Here is a 15,082-nt window from a genome sequence, read left to right as displayed (position 1 = left end):
GACGTGGCCGACGCCGTCCGGCGCCGTCCCTCCCTGGCCCGCCTCGCCGAGCGCGCCCGGGCGCCCGCGGTGGGGCAGACGCTGCGCGCCGCCATGGCCGCCACCATCGCGTACGCCGTCGCCCTCCAGCTCAGCAGCGCGGCCAGGCCGCTGACCGCGCCGCTCACCGCGCTCCTCGTCGTCCAGGTGACCTTCTACGCCACGCTCACCAAGGGCGTCCGGCGCGTCACCGCCGTCGTCGTCGGGGTGCTCATCGCCAGCGGGTTCAGCCTCATGGTCGGGCTGAGCTGGTGGAGCCTCGGGCTGATCATCCTCGCCTCGCTGATCGCGGGCCGCATCGTGCGCGTGAACGAGTTCGTGCCCGAGGTCGCGATCAGCGCCATGCTCGTCCTCGGCGTCACCCGTGTGGAGGGCACGGCCTGGGCGCGGATCCTGGAGACGCTCATCGGCGCCGTCGTGGGCCTGACGTTCAACCTGGTGCTGGCGCCGCCGGTGTGGGTGGAGACCGCCGGCGAGGCCATCGAGGACCTGGCCCGCCGCATGCGCCGGCTGCTGCTGCGCAGCGCCGAGCAGCTGACCGTCGTCACGCCGCACGCCGAGGCCACCGACCGGCTGCACGCGGCGCGCGAGCTGGACGACTCCGTCGGCGACGTCGACGCCTCGCTGCGCCGCGCCGAGGACAGCCTGCGGCTCAACCCCCGGGTGCGGGAGGCCCTGATGCACCGGGTGGTGCTGCGCACCGGGCTGGACACGCTGGAGATCTGCGCCGTGGTGGTGCGCACCCTCACCCGGGCGCTGGCGGACCTGGCGAAGGCGCGGGAGCGCGGCGAGCCGCTGTTCCCCCGCGACGTCGGCGCGGCGCTGGAGGACCTCCTCGGCTACGTCGGGGACGCGCTGGTGAGCTTCGCCCAGCTGGTGTCGACCGAGGTGTCGGCGAACGCCGAGACGGCCGCCGGGCGGCTGGAGGCGGACCTCGGCGCGGCCCGTGCCGTACGCGACCGGGTGGAGGCCCTGCTGCTGGACAGCGTGGAGCGCGACGAGGAGAACTGGTTCCTGTACGGGGCGCTGCTCGCCGACGTCAACCGGATACTCGACGAGCTGGACACCGAGCACCGCTCCGCGCGGCTGCTGGAGGCGCTGGACCGCAGCGGACGCGACCTCCGCGAGGACCTGCCCCGGCTGCCCCGGTTCCGCGCCTGGCTCACCCGCTGACCCCGCCCCGGCGTGGCGCGGCGGTGCGGAAGATCGCCCGTTAGCCCGCCCCCGGGCGTGGTACCCGGCCCCTGTGACCTGCCCGGAGACGGCGCGTACGGGCGGCCGGGGACGGCGTGCCGCCGGGCCCCGGGCCCGCGCCCGTACGCCCGCCGCCCGGGGCGCGCCCAGCACGAGAAGGAGACCGACATGACCGTCGCCGCCGTGGATCCGCGCCGCACCGCCGAGCTCGGCCGCCGGCTGCGCGTCGACGTCGTACGGGCCGCTGCCGCCGCCGGATCCGGCCACCCGACCTCGTCGATGTCCGCGGCCGACCTGATGGCCGTCCTGCTCGGCGGACACCTGCGCTACGACGTCGACCGGCCCGACCACCCCGGGGCGGACCGCCTGGTCCTGTCCAAGGGGCACGCCTCGCCGCTGCTGTACGCGGCGCTGAAGGCGGCCGGCGCCATCGACGACGAGGAGCTGCTGACGTTCCGGAAGGAGGGCAGCAGGCTCGAAGGCCATCCGACGCCGATGCTGCCGTGGGTGGACGTGGCCACCGGCTCGCTCGGGCAGGGGCCGGCCATCGGCGTCGGCATGGCGCTGGCGGGTAAGCGGCTCGCGCACCTGCCGTACCGGGTGTGGGTGCTGTGCGGCGACAGCGAGCTGGCCGAGGGGGCGGTCTGGGAGGCGTTCGAGCACGCCGGGTACGAGCACCTCGCCAACCTCACCGTGATCGTCGACGTCAACCGGCTCGGCCAGCGCGGGCCCACCCGGCACGGCTGGGACCTGGACGCGTACGCGCGCCGGGCGCGGGCCTTCGGCTGGCACACCGTCGAGGTCGACGGGCACGACACCGCCGCCGTGGAGGCCGCGTACACCGCGGCCGAGGAGGTGACCGACCGGCCGACGGCCGTGCTCGCCCGCACCGTCAAGGGCAGCGGGGTCGCGGCCGTCGCGAACCGCGAGGGCATGCACGGCAAGCCGCTGCCCGACCCGGACGCCGCGATCGCCGAGCTGGGCGGCACCGGCGACGAGGTGCGCGTCGAGCTGCCGGCCCCGCCGCCCGCCGCCGACCCGCCGCGCGGGTCCGCCTCCCATCCGGCGCTGCCGCTCTACGACGCCGGGGACGAGGTGTCCACGCGCGACGCGTACGGGCAGGCGCTCGCGGCGCTCGGCGCGGTGCGGCCGGACGTCGTAGCCCTCGACGGCGAGGTCGGCGACTCCACGCGCACCGAACTCTTCGCCAAGGAGCACCCGGAGCGGTACTTCGAGTGCTACATCGCCGAGCAGCAGCTCGTCGCGGCGGCCGTGGGCATGCAGGCGTGCGGCTGGACGCCGTTCGCCGCGACCTTCGCCGCGTTCCTGACCCGCGCCCACGACTTCGTCCGCATGGCCGCCGTCAGCCGGGCGAGCCTCAACCTGGTCGGCTCGCACGCCGGCGTGGCCATCGGCGAGGACGGCCCGTCGCAGATGGGCCTGGAGGACCTGGCGATGTTCCGCGCCGTGCACGGCAGCACGGTGCTGCACCCGTGCGACGCCAACCAGGCCGCGCGGCTGGTCGCCGCCATGGCGGCCGACGACCTCACCGGCGTGCGCTACCTGCGGACGATGCGCGGCGCCCGGCCCGTCCTCTACGGGCCCGACGAGGACTTCCCCATCGGCGGCAGCCGGCTGCTGCGCGCCGCGGCCGGGGACGACGTGACGATCGCCGCGGCCGGGGCCACCGTGCACGAGGCGCTGGCCGCCGCCGACCTGCTGGCCGCGGCGGGCGTCGGGGCGCGCGTGCTCGACCTGTACTCCGTCAAGCCCGTCGACGCCGCCGCCGTGCGCGCCGCGGCCGAGCAGACCGGCCGGGTGCTCACCGTCGAGGACCACCGCCCGGAGGGCGGCCTGGGCGACGCGGTGGCCGAGGTGTTCGCCGACGGCCGCCCGGTCCCGCGGCTCGCCCGGCTGGCGGTACGCACCATGCCCGGCTCGGCGACAGAAACGCAGCAGCTCGCGGCGGCGGGCATCGACGCGGCGGCGATCACCGCGGCGGCCCGCGACCTCGTCGCGGCGGACCGCGCCCGGACCGCCTGAGGACCGCCGGAGGAAGGAGGACGGAACCGTGACGACGCGGGAGAGGCGCACGGTGCACGCGCTCCTCGACGGCTACGGACGCACGTACGCCGAGGACGCGGGCATCCGGCTGCGCGACACCCCCCAGCCCCTCTACCGGCTCCTCGTGCTCTCCCTGCTGCTCAGCGCCCGGATCCGGGCGAGCGTCGCGGTCGCCGCGGCCCGCGCGCTGTCCGACGCCGGGCTGCGCGACGCGCGCCGGATGGCCGGCGCCACCTGGCAGCAGCGCGTCGACGCCCTGGGCGAGGGCGGCTACCGGCGCTACGACGAACGCACCGCCACCCAGCTCGGCGACGGCGCCCGGCTGCTGCTCGACACGTACGGCGGCGACCTGCGCAAGCTGCGCCGGGAGGCGGACGGCGACGTCCGCCGGCTCGGCGCTCTGCTGCGGCAGGTGCCGGGAATCGGGCCCACGGGCGCCACCATCTTCCTGCGCGAGGTCCAGGGGATCTGGCCGGAGGCCGCGCCGTACATCGACGCCAAGGCGGTCCAGGGCGCCGGCCGGGTGGACCTGCCGGAGGACCCGGCGCGGCTCGCCCGGCTCGTGGGCGAGCCGGAGCTGCCGCCGTTCACCGCGGCCCTGGTGCGCTGCGCGCTCGACCGGAGCGTGTCGGACGACGTCAGGGAGCACGCGCACGCGTGAGCGCGCACGGCCGGTCCCCGGGGATCCGGCAGCACCACGAGCGCGTCGGCCCCCGGGTCCTGATGCGGCTCGGCCTGCGCTGAGCGGCGCGGCGGGACGACTCGCCCCCGTACCGCCCGCGCAGGCCCGCGCCCGCGGTCCCGCGCCCGCGCCGGGAACCCGGGCCTGCGACGCCCCGGGTTGCTCCCCCCGGCGCGGGGCGGGGCCCCGCTATCCGCGGATCAGTCCTCGCCGGGCAGGCACTCCCGCCAGGCGACGTGGTACGTGGTCTCGATCTCTCCGTCCGTCGAGTCCATGGTCAGCAGGCTGGTGGTCGTCTCCGGGTCCGACGTGCCGGCGTTGACGCGCAGCTCCGTGTTGATGTTGAAGTTGCGGATCTCGCCGCACGGCGCCCAGACGAGCGATTCCAGATCGGTCTCGTCCGTCGTGGTCCAGTTGTCGTCCATCGGCCCGTTGAAGTTGTGCGTGAACGTGTCCGTGTCGGGCGAGCCCTGGAAGTAGTACGACGCCTTCTCCAGGCCGGTCGCGCCGTCCTCCAGGTAGCCGTACCCCCGGTAGTCGACGCTGGCGATGGCGTAGGTGAAGCCGCCCGGCACCTTGATGGCCAGGTTGAGCTGGCAGTTCTTGCGGAAGTCCATCGGCGTGGCGCCGACCCCGACCAGAGCCATGTACTCGCTGTAGGTGACGGTGAAGGCCTGGTTGTCCGCGGAGACCGCGATGGCGGCGGTGCCCGGTTCACAGCCGGTGCCGTTGACGGTGAGGACCTCGATCGCCATCTGGTCGGGCGGTACGTCTTCGAAGTACGGCGGCGTCGCGATATCGTTGGACGGCGACGCGATGGGGCTGGTGACGGTCGCGGCCAGTAATGCTGCGAGGACACTGCCTGCGACAGGAATCATGGTTCTCCAATCGGTCGGATGGACCGCTGCCCGGGCACGGCAATGCCCACGAGCGGGCCATGCGGGCGGAATCTGGCGAGCGGGCGGCGAACGGGTCCGCTGGCCGGATTCCGTCAAGACACACACCGGCGGCGTACCGGCGCGAATAGCGGGACAGGCAGGAATTCCGCTGCCGTCTCCGAAGGCGTACCGCGGGTAAGGTCCTTACCCGCGGTATTTCAGCACTCCTTCCAGGCCAGGTGGTACTTCGTGCTCACCGCGCTGTCCGTGGAATCCATCGTCATCAGGCTCGTCGCCCGCTGGTCGGAGGATCCGCGGTACACCCGGAGTTCGGTGTTGACGTTGAAGTTCCGCTGCTCGCCGCAGGGCGCCCACACCAGCTCGGCCCACTCCTTGGAGTCGGTCACCTGCCAGTTGTCGTCGTACGGGCCGTCGAAGCTCTGGCTGCTGGTCGTCGTCTCCGGCGAACCCATGTGGTAGTACGACGCCTGCTCCAGCCCGGACGCGCCGTCGGCCAGGTACGCGTAGCCCCGGTAGTCCACGCTCTGGATCGCGTACGTGAACCCGGAGGGAACGTCCAGCACCAGGCTGAGCTGGCAGTTCTTGCGGAAGTCGAGCGGGCTGGCGCCGGCCCCCGCCGCCGCCAGGTAGTCGCTGTAGGTCACGGTGAACGCCGTGCTGTCGGCGTTGGCCGCCACCGCCGCCGTGCCGGCCGAGCACCCCGAGCCGTTGATGGTCTGGATCCCGACCTTGATCTGCTCGTCGGGTCCGTCGGCCGGCTCCTCGCCCGCCGCCGTCTGGGCGGAGAGGGTGGTGGCGACTAAGGCCGCCAGGGCTCCACCAGCTATCAACTTACCGGACATGGTTCTCCTATCCTTTGTCTCCGGGCCGGGCCGGGGCGAAACCGGCGCCGGCCGTCCTGAATGGGGCACGGGAGAGCCGGATTGCGGCTCGTGAAAGAGCACATGCGCCGCAGGCGGGGCGAAACGGTACGGCCGCTCCTGAGGGTCGCGCAGGGCATGGCGAAGAACTCCCGGGCGCCCGCGGGCGCGAGGGTGCTGAAAGGGGAGAGCGGCTTCGGGGACTGGGAAGCATTCGTGCGGAACGCTGTGGGTGGGGGTGCCGTACCGAATGCGTCCCCGACCTCACTGGAGCACATGAGGTGGGAGCGTTCTCATGCTAGGGCCAGGTAAAGCCCGTGTGAAGAGGAATTTCACCTGGAGGGGCGCGAGTCCGAAAACCGGTTCTCGCCCGTCTTGACGTCGGGCCGCCGGCTGTCAACTCTACGCGGGTGGACACCCGGAATACGCGAGAGTAGGGAAACAACCCCTCCGGCCGCACCGCGCCGGCTGCCGGAGTCCGGCCACCGGTACGCGCTTGCGGTGCGGAAGTTACCGGCGGGAAGCCCGACCGGCCCAACGGGTCCGCGCCACCGGCGGGCCGGGTGTGCGTGAGTTCCGCACCGCGGGTACTTGTGCGGTGTCCGGCACCGTCGTCCTCGTATCGGGTGAGAGTGAATGACCGACCGCTTCACCGTCCGCCAGTCGGTGTTCGACGCCGTGGCGGACAGCGGCCCGGGCGAGCTGCCCGGCCGGCTGTGCCGGCTCCTGTGCGCGGAGCTGGACCTGGACGCGGTGGCGATCTCGCTGCTCAGCCACACCCCGTACCGGCAGGTGTACGCGGCCTCCGACGCGACGGCGCTGCGCGTGGCGGAGCTCCAGTTCGAGCTGCTGGAGGGCCCGTCCGTACGCGCCTCCGCCCACGGCCGCCCCGTCGTCGTCCCCGATCTGCACGGCGGCGACCGGCGCTGGCCGGCGTTCGGGGCCCGGGCCCGCGAGGAACTGCCGGAGGCCGGCGCGGTGTACGCCTTCCCGATGCGGTTCCGGCGGCGCGTCCTGGGCGCCGTCTGCATGGTCAGACGTACGCCCGGGAGCCTCACGGGGGCCGGGTACGAGCGGTGCGCCATCGCCGCCGACGCCGTGGCCGTCGCCCTGCTGGACGACTTCCACCGGCTGTTCCACCGCACCGTGCCCCACCCCCGGTCCCCGGACTGACCGTTTGCCCCGGACTGCCACCGTTCCTGAAGAGGAAGGATGTCTAGAAAGCCGCCAGTTGGGGTACCCGAGGCTGATGAGAGTCGGCGTGATCGATGCGGGTTCGAACACGGTGCGGCTGGTGGTCGCGGACGCGGACGGCCAGGTGCCGCTGCCCGTGCACACGTCCAAGCGGCAGCTGCGGCTGGCCGAGTTCGCGGACCCCGACGGGCGGCTCGGCGAGCGGGCCGTCGGGGAGCTGGCCGCGGCCGTCGGCGCCGCGCGCGAGGAGGCCCGGCGCTGGGGCGTCGCGGAGCCGTTCGCCTTCGCCACCGCCGTCGTCCGCGACGCCCCCAACTCCCGCGACATCTGCCGCGCCGTCCGCGAACGCACCGACGTGGCGCTGCAGTTGCTCCCCGGCGAGACCGAGGCGGAGCTGACGTTCCTGGCCGCGCGCCGCTGGATGGGCTGGCGCGCCGGGCCGATGGCCGTCCTCGACATCGGCGGCGGCTCGTTCGAGGTGGCCTGCGGCCGCAGCCGGCTGCCCGACTTCGCCATCGCGCTGCCGCTGGGCGCCGGCCGGCTGACCCGCGAGTTCTTCGGCAGGCACGACCCGCCGCCGCCCGCGGCGGTCAAGGCGGTACGCCGGCACGTCCGGCACCGGCTGCGCGACGTGGCCGCCCGCATCCGCTGGGAGGCGCCGCGCACGACGGTCGTCACCTCCCGCACCATGCAGCAGCTCGCCCGCCTCTGCGGCGCGGCGCCCGGGCGGCACGGCCCGTTCGTAGCGCGCACGATGGCCCGGGAGGACCTCCGCCGGGCGGTCAAGCAGCTCCAGGGGCTGCCCGCGGCGGAGCGCGCCCGGCTGCCGGGCATCTCCCCGGCGCGCGCCCGGCAGTCGCTGGCCGGCGCGGTGGTCGCGCACACCGCGATGAAGCTGATGGGCATCGAGACGGTCACGGTCTGCCCCTGGGCGATCCGGGAGGGGATCCTGCTGCGCACGATCGAGGAGGGCAGCGTGAGCTGGTGGACGGCCCCGGCCGGCGCCGGGCCCCGCGTGCCCGGGCAGCGCCGGCCGCCGGCGCACCCCGGCCCGGACCGGTTCCGGCAGCAGATCAACCTGCCGAACTGAGCCGGGAGGCCGCCCGGAGGCTCAGCCGTGCGGCGTCGGCCGGTACACCAGCTCCTGGATGGAGCCGTCGAGCGTCCGGGTCCCGACCAGGTCGAGGTCGAAGTCGGCCGCGCCCCGGAAGACGGGGTCGAGCCCGGTCCGGCCGGTGATCACCGGAAAGAGCGTCACCTGGACCCGGTCGACGAGGCCGGCGGCCAGCAGCGCCCGGTTCATCGACAGGCTCCCATGCGAGCGCAGCGGCACGTCGGACTCCTCCTTCAGCCGGGCGACGACGTCGACGGCGTCGCCGCTCGCGACGGTCGCGTCCGCCCAGTCGAGGGGCTCCGTCAGCGTGGTCGACACGACGGTCGCCGGCAGCCGCGTCATCCGGGTCACCCACGGGTCGCGTACGTCGGAGTCCTCGGTGCTCTCCGCCAGCATCCGCGAGAACAGCCGGAAGGTCCGCGCCCCGAAGACCATCCGCTGGTCCGCCTCGTACTGGCCGAGGCGGTGGTCCAGCAGCTCCGGGCCCTGCTTGCCCCAGTAGCCGGTCCAGTCGCCGCCGGCGGCGCCGAAGCCGTCGAGGCTGGTGAAGACGTCGAAGGTGTAGGTGGCGGTCACGGTGCCCTCCAGGGTGCGGTCCGTCGGTGCGCAGTCATTGAGACGGCGCGCCGCGGCGGAACTCATCGCCGCCGGGGCCGGCCCGGGCGCTCAGGCGGTGGCGAGCAGGTCCCGTACCCCCTGGGCGGTCAGCGCCATCTCCTCCGGCGCGCCCGCGTCGATGACCAGCGACGGGCCGTCGGACGGCCAGCCGCGGGCGAGGTCGCCGAGCGCCACCGCGTTGTAGTGCTGAATCTCCGGGAAGACCTGTTCCAGCCGGTCGGCGGAGGTGAAGACGGGCACCAGCCGGGTGCCGTCGCCCTGCTCCACCACCGGCAGGCTGAGGGCCCGCGCGTCCTCGGGCGCGGCCGGCTCGGCGGCCGGGTCCGGGTCCGGCAGCAGCACCCGGCTCTCGGCGAGCGTGTGCAGCGCCTCTTGGTCCGGGCCGTTCTCGGCGACGGTGTGCAGCGCCTGCTGGGCGGCGGAGCGCAGGCCGTCGGGGTGGTACGTCATGGGAGTCCCTTCGCTGTGGGGCAGGCCGGTCACGGCTCGGGTTCCCCGGCCCGCCGACCGGAAACCAGGGCGAAGAACTGACCCTTCTGTCCATTTGATACGCAATTCATCCTGGCTGACGATGAGGGTGTCCGACCGAACCGCCGCCAGGGAGAGAGCATGCCGAGCGGATCCAGCCCCAAAAGGGAACGCCAGTACGAACACATCAAGAAGGGCGCCCAGAAGCGCGGCGCCCGGACCGCGCGGGCGAAGGAGATCGCCGCCCGGACCGTGAACAAGGAGCGCGCCCGGACCGGCGAGTCCCGTACCGCCAGCCGCACCTCCACCCGCGACATCTCCGCCGCCCGCCGGGGCGGGCTCCGCTCCCACCGCGGCGCCGCGGGCCCCACCTACGACCAGCTCTACGCCGAGGCGCGGCGCCGCAACATCCACGGCCGCTCGTACATGAACAAGGCCCAGCTCAAGCGCAAGCTCGGGCGCTGACGGCGGCGTACGCCGGGTCGGCCGCACCCGCCGTCACCCGGACGGCGGGCGCGGCCTCTCAGGAAGCGGCCGGGCGGATGTTCTGGTTCAGGTGGAAGACGTTCCGCGGGTCCCACACGGCCTTCAGGGCGGCGAGCCGGGCCAGCTTGGCGGCCGGGTAGGCGCGGCGGACGCCGCGGTCGCCCTCGTGGGCCGTCAGCGAGTTGACGTAGACGCCGTTCGCGTACGGGGCGAGCGCCGCGCCCGCGGCGCGGGCGGCGGCCATCCGGGCGTCGTCCTCGGCCGCGTCCGTCCAGCGCGACCCGGCGCCGAACTCGAACGCCGTGCCCCGATGGCCGAACGCCGCGTCCCCGTCCGGCACGTCGGCGATGGCCCCGCCGTGGGCCTGCAGCCCGACGCCGGGCAGCCCGGTGCCGGCGCCCGCGCCGCGGCGGGTGCCGCGCAGGTCGGCGGCCCCGCGCAGCAGGAAGTCCTCGACGGCCGCGGCGGGCAGGTCGCGCAGGTAGTGGCCCGCGGAGTAGCGCCGGTAGGCGTGGCCGCCGGTGGAGTCGTCGCGGCGCTGCAACTCCAGGTACGAGGGCGTGGTGATCCGCGTCGCGACCGGCCGGCCCAGCGCGCGCAGCGCGGGCAGCAGCCGCCGCCCCCGCTCCGGGTCGCCCACCCACACGAACCCGACGGTGGCCACCGGCCCGCCGCCCGCCGGCCCGTCGGCGACCGAGGCGGTGAACGTCGCCTCCCGCGGCGCGGCCGCGCTCAGCTCCCGCCAGCCGGCCAGCACCGGCACGGCGTCCTCGGCGCGGAAGTCGAACTCGGCGACCAGGGTGCGGGTGCCGGTGCGGTGCAGCCGGAACTCGAACTCCGTGACGACGCCGAAGTTGCCGCCGCCCCCGCGCAGCCCCCAGAACAGCTCCGGATGCTCGGTGCGGCTCGCGGTCACGGTCTCGCCGGACGCCGTGACCATCGTGTACGACTCGACGTTGTCGCACGCGAGACCGTACCGCCGGGCCAGCCAGCCCATGCCGCCGCCGAGGGTGAGCCCGCCGACGCCGGTGTGCGAGACGTTCCCGGCGGTGGTCGCCAGCCCGTACGGCTGCGTGGCCCGGTCGAGCGCGCCGAGCAGCGCGCCGCCCTGGACGCGGGCCCGCCGCCGCACCGCGTCGACGCGCACGCCGCCCATGGGGGTCAGGTCGATCATCAGGCCGCCGTCGGGGACGGCGAAGCCGGCCACGTTGTGCCCGCCGCAGCGGACGCCGATCTCCAGCCCGCGGTCGCGTGCGAAGCGCACCGCGGCCGCCACGTCGGCGGCGCTCGCGGCCTGGACGACCATCCGGGGCCGGCGGTCGACCATGGCGTTCCAGACGGTACGGGCGGTGTCGTAGCCGGCGTCGCCGGGGGTGAGGAGGCGGCCGTCGAGGCGGGCGGCGAGGGCGGCTTCGGGGCCGGCGTCGGGGTTGCGGGTCCCGGGGAGGTGCGTCGCTGTCGTCATGTCTGGAGCCTGACGCGGATCGGTACCCGCGGTAAGGTCCGATTCCATGCCCGGCACAAGGACCAATCTGACCAATTCCAGCACGGCCGAGGACCTGCTCATCGAGCTGGACCGCGACCGCACGCGCGCGGAGCCCCTGCACCGGCAGATCGCCGCGTCGATCCGGGAGAGCGTACGGGCCGGCCGGCTGCGCCACGGCGCGTCGCTGCCGCCCAGCCGCACGCTCGCCACCGGCCTCGGGGTGTCGCGCGGGGTGGTGGTCGAGGCGTACCAGCAGCTCACCGCCGAGGGGTATCTGACCAGCCGCGCCGGCGGCTACACCCAGGTCGCGCTGGAGCCGGACGCCGCCCCCGCACCCCCCGCCACGCCCGCCCCGGAGCGGGCGGCGGCGCCGGCCGTCGACTTCGGCTACGGCCACACCGACGTCTCCACGTTCCCCCGGGCGGCGTGGCTGCGCTCGGTGCGTACGGTCTTCACCGCCACCCCCAACGAGCGGTTCGCCTACCTCGACGGCCGCGGCGTCCCGGAGCTGCACCAGGCCCTCGCGGACTACCTCAACCGCGTCCGCGGCACCTCGGCCGAGCCGCGGCACACGGTGGTCTGCAGCGGGTTCGGCCAGGGCGTCTCCCTGCTCATCCAGGTCCTCGCCGCCCGCGGCGCCCGCCGGCTGGCCGTCGAGGACCCGTCGCCCGACGACGACGCCCGCCCGCTGGCCGGCGCGGCCGGTCTTGACGTCGTCGGCATCCCGGTCGGCCCGGACGGCATCCGCGTGGCGGAGCTGGAGCGGTCCGACGCCGACGCCGTCGTGCTCACGCCGTCGCACCAGTGGCCCACCGGCGGCGTGCTGTCCGCGGCGGCCCGCGCCCGGGTGATCGCCTGGGCGAAGCGGCGCGGGGCGCTGGTGATCGAGGACGACTACGACGCCGAGTACCGCTACGACCGCGCCCCCGTCGGTGCGATCCAGGGCCTGGCGCCCGACCACGTCGTCTACTGCGGTACGGCCAGCAAGACCCTCGTGCCCGGGCTGCGCCTCGGCTGGCTTCTGGTGCCCCCGCACCTGGTGGCCGACGTCGCGCAGGCCAAGCTGCTCGCCGACCGCGGCTCGGGGGTCATCGACCAGCTGACGTTCGCCGACTTCCTCGGCCGCGGCGAGTTCGACCGCCACCTGCGCCGCATGCGGCCCGTCTACCGGCGCCGCCGCGACGCCCTGCTGACGGCGCTCGACACGCACCTGCCGGAGCTCACCCCGACCGGCGTCGCGGCCGGCCAGCACGTGGTGGCCTGGCTGCCGCCGGAGCTCGACGAGGCGGCGGTCGTCGCCGCGGCGGCCCGCCGCGGCGTCGCGCTGCGCGGCGTCGCCCGCTACCGCCTCGACCCCGCCGGCCCGGGCGGCCTGATCTTCGGCTACGCGACCCTCACCGAACGCGCCATCGCCGGCGGCGTCGCCACCCTCGCCCGGGCGGTGGCGGACGTACGCGCCGTGTAGCCCGCGCCAACCGGCGCCGGGCGGACGGGAGCCGCCCGGCGCCCCGGCCGCGAAAGGTTTCGTACGGGTGAACCCGGGGGAGGGGTCGGATGATTGGGAGCGCTCCCAATCTCCGCACCTCCCAACCACCCCCTCCCGGAGGAGGAGTCGCAGTGTCATCGCCACGGAACGATCGCACCGACGCGCGGAGCCTGCCCGCCCGCGCCCTTCTGGCGGTCCTGGCCGCCGCAGCGCTCCTGCTGACGCCCTGGACCGGCGGCACCGCCCAGGCACACGGCTCGGCCGCCGACCCCGTCTCCCGCAACTACGGCTGCTGGCAGCGCTGGGGAGACGACTTCCAGAACCCGGACATGCAGCAGCAGGACCCCATGTGCTGGCAGGCGTGGCAGCACGACACCAACGGCATGTGGAACTGGAACGGCCTCTACCGCGAGGGCACCGGCGGCGACTTCCAGGCCCACATCCCCGACAACCAGCTCTGCAGCGCCGGCCGTACCCAGGACGGCCGCTACGACTCCATGGACACCCCCGGCCCCTGGCAGACCTCCGACCTCGGCACCGACTTCACCGTCGACGTCCTCGACCAGGCGCACCACGGCGCCGACTACCTCTACGTGTACGTGACCCGGCAGGGCTACGACGCGCAGAACGACGCGCTCGACTGGGGCGACCTGGAGCGCGTGGCCACCGCCGGCCCGTACGGCCCCGCCAGCCACTACACCGCGGACGCCAGCGCGCCCGGCCGCAGCGGCCACCACATCGTCTACACCATCTGGAAGGCGTCGCACGCGGACCAGATCTACTTCTTCTGCAGCGACGTGACGTTCTGACCGCCGCGGCGCCGCGCGTCAGGCCCGGCTGACGCGACGCGCCGGGCCGGAGCGGACGGGGAAGGGGCGCCGGACCGGACCGGCGGGCCGGCATCCCGCCCCGGACGGCGGAGGCAGAGGCGCGCCGCCGGGAGGCCGGCCCCGGGGCGTACCGGACGGACGCCCGCACCCGGGAAATCGGCGCCGAACCGCACCGGTTGGGCGGCCACGCGGGAGTGCTCTCCGCGCACGCCGGGGTGCGGGCCGCCCTGGGGCCGCCGCACGCGCGCCACCTCAAGGGCGCGTGGGACGGCATCGGCGACCGGCTCGGGTGACCGCCCGCGGGACCGCCGCACCCCAACGCCCATGTTGCAAAAGGAACTCGACCGGGGAACGCGCCGAACGTACGCGCGGAGGTCACGTCTATGATCAGGCATCAGTCCGTCCGGCACCCCGCCAGCCCGACCGGCCCCCCGGCCGCCCGAACGTTTCTGGATCTCATATGCCTCTGCACCACGTGCGTAGAAAGGCGGCCCCCCTCGCCGCCGCCGCAGCAATGCTGTCCGTGCTGGCCGCCTGCGGCGACAGCGACGACGGCGACGGCGACAACGCCGGGAGCAGCGCCTCCCCGGCCGCGGGCGCCGGCGGCGCCGCGGACCTGAGCAAGGTGTGCCCGGAGACGATCGTGGTCCAGACGGCGTGGTGGCCGGACATCACCTCCGCAGGCGCCATGTACCAGCTCCTCGGCGACGACATGGACGTCGACGCCGGCGCCAAGAAGGTCACCGCCCCGCTCGTGGCCTCCGGCGGCAAGGACACCGGCGTGCGGCTGGAGCTGCGCTCCGGCGGCCCGGCGATCGGGTTCAACCCGACGTCCTCGCAGATGTACACGGACGACAGCATCCACCTCGGCATACCCCAGGGCTTCGACGAGGCGATCCAGAACTCCGAGAAGCAGCCGACGCTCGCGGTGATGTCGCTGCTGGCGAAGAACCCGCAGATCATCATGTGGGACCCGGAGACGCACCCGGACGTCGAGACGATCGAGGACCTCGGCAAGACCGACACCACCGTCGTCTACGTCCCCACGCCCTACATGGACTACCTGACCAGCACGGGCATCCTGAAGAAGGACCAGGTCGACAGCTCCGGCGACGGCTCCCCGGCGCGCTTCGTCGCCGCCGGCGGCGACGTCGCCACCTCGGGGTACGCCACCGAGGACCCGTACATCTACGAGAACGAACTGCCCGACTGGGGCAAGCCGGTCGCCTCCCAGCTGGCCTACGAGTACTACCCGAACCCCGGTCCCTCGCCGATGATCCGCCCCGCCGACAAGGCCGAGCTGGCGCCGTGCCTGGAGAAGCTGGTGCCGGTCATCCAGCAGGGCGCGGTCGACCTGCTGGACAACCCGGACCCGGTCATCGACAAGGTCATCGAGCTGCGCGACGCCTTCAAGGCCGACCAGCCGTTCTCCAAGGGCGTCGGCACCTACTCCATCGAGCAGATGAAGGCCCTCGACCTGGTCGCCGACCCCGGCCAGCCGGTCGGCAAGTTCGACACCGGGCGGGTGCAGGAGCTGATCGACCTCGCCGGGCCGGTCTTCGAGGCCCAGAAGAAGCCGATCAAGGACGGGCTGAAGCCCGCGGACCTGGTGACCAACGAGTTCATCGACACGTCGATCACGCTCGGCGGCGAGTGACAGGG

Annotated in this window: 14 protein-coding genes; 9 read left to right on the top strand and 5 right to left on the bottom strand. The window is 74.5% G+C overall.

Features of this window, described 5'->3' with window-relative positions; genetic code table 11:
* The first annotated feature begins 3 nt into the window (after positions 1-3).
* The 3 genes from ACHZ99_RS08390 (at position 4) to ACHZ99_RS08380 (ending at position 3,958) form a co-directional block, all read left to right on the top strand.
* Positions 4-1,212, top strand: coding sequence for an FUSC family protein (locus ACHZ99_RS08390; RefSeq protein WP_420303760.1), 1,209 nt, complete (start codon positions 4-6; stop codon positions 1,210-1,212).
* 189 nt (positions 1,213-1,401) lie between these two features.
* Entirely contained in the window at positions 1,402-3,276 is a 1,875-nt protein-coding gene (locus ACHZ99_RS08385) for a transketolase (RefSeq protein ID WP_420303759.1), read from the top strand.
* Between the two features lie 28 nt (positions 3,277-3,304).
* Positions 3,305-3,958 (top strand): endonuclease, encoded by a 654-nt coding sequence (locus ACHZ99_RS08380; protein ID WP_420303758.1) that lies wholly within the window; start codon positions 3,305-3,307, stop codon positions 3,956-3,958.
* A 221-nt stretch (positions 3,959-4,179) separates the two neighbouring features.
* Here ACHZ99_RS08380 and ACHZ99_RS08375 read toward each other — a convergent pair whose 3' ends face one another.
* Entirely contained in the window at positions 4,180-4,857 is a 678-nt protein-coding gene (locus tag ACHZ99_RS08375; RefSeq protein WP_420303757.1) for a DUF4360 domain-containing protein, read from the bottom strand.
* A gap of 218 nt (positions 4,858-5,075) precedes the next feature.
* Entirely contained in the window at positions 5,076-5,720 is a 645-nt protein-coding gene (locus ACHZ99_RS08370) for a DUF4360 domain-containing protein (protein ID WP_420303756.1), read from the bottom strand.
* A 654-nt stretch (positions 5,721-6,374) separates the two neighbouring features.
* Between ACHZ99_RS08370 and ACHZ99_RS08365 the strand changes: the two genes are divergently transcribed.
* A complete protein-coding gene (locus ACHZ99_RS08365; protein ID WP_420303755.1) occupies positions 6,375-6,911 on the top strand; it encodes a GAF domain-containing protein in 537 nt (178 codons plus the stop codon).
* A gap of 76 nt (positions 6,912-6,987) precedes the next feature.
* Positions 6,988-8,022, top strand: coding sequence for a Ppx/GppA family phosphatase (locus tag ACHZ99_RS08360; protein ID WP_420303754.1), 1,035 nt, complete (start codon positions 6,988-6,990; stop codon positions 8,020-8,022).
* A gap of 21 nt (positions 8,023-8,043) precedes the next feature.
* Here the strand turns inward: ACHZ99_RS08360 and ACHZ99_RS08355 are convergent, their stop codons facing one another.
* Positions 8,044-8,622: a dihydrofolate reductase family protein gene (locus tag ACHZ99_RS08355; RefSeq protein WP_420303753.1), complete on the bottom strand. Its 579-nt coding sequence runs from the start codon at positions 8,620-8,622 to the stop codon at positions 8,044-8,046.
* Between the two features lie 90 nt (positions 8,623-8,712).
* Positions 8,713-9,114, bottom strand: coding sequence for an SseB family protein (locus tag ACHZ99_RS08350; RefSeq protein ID WP_420303752.1), 402 nt, complete (start codon positions 9,112-9,114; stop codon positions 8,713-8,715).
* 159 nt (positions 9,115-9,273) lie between these two features.
* Here ACHZ99_RS08350 and ACHZ99_RS08345 point away from each other — a divergent pair, with 159 nt between their 5' ends.
* On the top strand, positions 9,274-9,597 hold the full coding sequence (locus ACHZ99_RS08345) for a plasmid stabilization protein (RefSeq protein WP_420303751.1): 324 nt from the start codon (positions 9,274-9,276) through the stop codon (positions 9,595-9,597).
* A gap of 58 nt (positions 9,598-9,655) precedes the next feature.
* Here the strand turns inward: ACHZ99_RS08345 and ACHZ99_RS08340 are convergent, their stop codons facing one another.
* Positions 9,656-11,083 (bottom strand): FAD-binding oxidoreductase, encoded by a 1,428-nt coding sequence (locus ACHZ99_RS08340; protein WP_420303750.1) that lies wholly within the window; start codon positions 11,081-11,083, stop codon positions 9,656-9,658.
* Between the two features lie 46 nt (positions 11,084-11,129).
* On the opposite strand from ACHZ99_RS08340, the gene ACHZ99_RS08335 reads away from it, so the two are divergent.
* From ACHZ99_RS08335 to ACHZ99_RS08325, 3 genes are all read left to right on the top strand, one after another.
* A complete protein-coding gene (locus ACHZ99_RS08335) occupies positions 11,130-12,569 on the top strand; it encodes a PLP-dependent aminotransferase family protein (protein ID WP_420303749.1) in 1,440 nt (479 codons plus the stop codon).
* 152 nt (positions 12,570-12,721) lie between these two features.
* Positions 12,722-13,399 carry a lytic polysaccharide monooxygenase gene (locus ACHZ99_RS08330; protein ID WP_420303748.1) on the top strand — a complete coding sequence of 226 codons (678 nt, stop codon included), beginning with the start codon at positions 12,722-12,724 and terminating at the stop codon, positions 13,397-13,399.
* Between the two features lie 496 nt (positions 13,400-13,895).
* Positions 13,896-15,077, top strand: coding sequence for a hypothetical protein (locus ACHZ99_RS08325; RefSeq protein WP_420303747.1), 1,182 nt, complete (start codon positions 13,896-13,898; stop codon positions 15,075-15,077).
* Positions 15,078-15,082: the final 5 nt, after the last annotated feature.

The sequence above is a fragment of the Streptomyces sp. MAR4 CNX-425 genome, from assembly GCF_048656465.1.
In the GTDB taxonomy this organism is placed as follows: Bacteria; Actinomycetota; Actinomycetes; order Streptomycetales; family Streptomycetaceae; genus Streptomyces.
Note: the sequence above shows the minus strand (reverse complement) of the source record. Positions and strands in the feature narration are given on the sequence as shown.

Bases quoted from the DNA above. Each gene is read 5' to 3' on its own strand.
- ACHZ99_RS08385 (WP_420303759.1), top strand. From the start codon at position 1,402: ATGACCGTCGCCGCCGTGGATCCGCGCCGCACCGCCGAGCTCGGCCGC.
- ACHZ99_RS08375 (WP_420303757.1), bottom strand. From the start codon at position 4,857: ATGATTCCTGTCGCAGGCAGTGTCCTCGCAGCATTACTGGCCGCGACC.
- ACHZ99_RS08370 (WP_420303756.1), bottom strand. From the start codon at position 5,720: ATGTCCGGTAAGTTGATAGCTGGTGGAGCCCTGGCGGCCTTAGTCGCC.
- ACHZ99_RS08365 (WP_420303755.1), top strand. From the start codon at position 6,375: ATGACCGACCGCTTCACCGTCCGCCAGTCGGTGTTCGACGCCGTGGCG.
- ACHZ99_RS08360 (WP_420303754.1), top strand. From the start codon at position 6,988: ATGAGAGTCGGCGTGATCGATGCGGGTTCGAACACGGTGCGGCTGGTG.
- ACHZ99_RS08350 (WP_420303752.1), bottom strand. From the start codon at position 9,114: ATGACGTACCACCCCGACGGCCTGCGCTCCGCCGCCCAGCAGGCGCTG.
- ACHZ99_RS08345 (WP_420303751.1), top strand. From the start codon at position 9,274: ATGCCGAGCGGATCCAGCCCCAAAAGGGAACGCCAGTACGAACACATC.
- ACHZ99_RS08340 (WP_420303750.1), bottom strand. From the start codon at position 11,083: ATGACGACAGCGACGCACCTCCCCGGGACCCGCAACCCCGACGCCGGC.
- ACHZ99_RS08335 (WP_420303749.1), top strand. From the start codon at position 11,130: ATGCCCGGCACAAGGACCAATCTGACCAATTCCAGCACGGCCGAGGAC.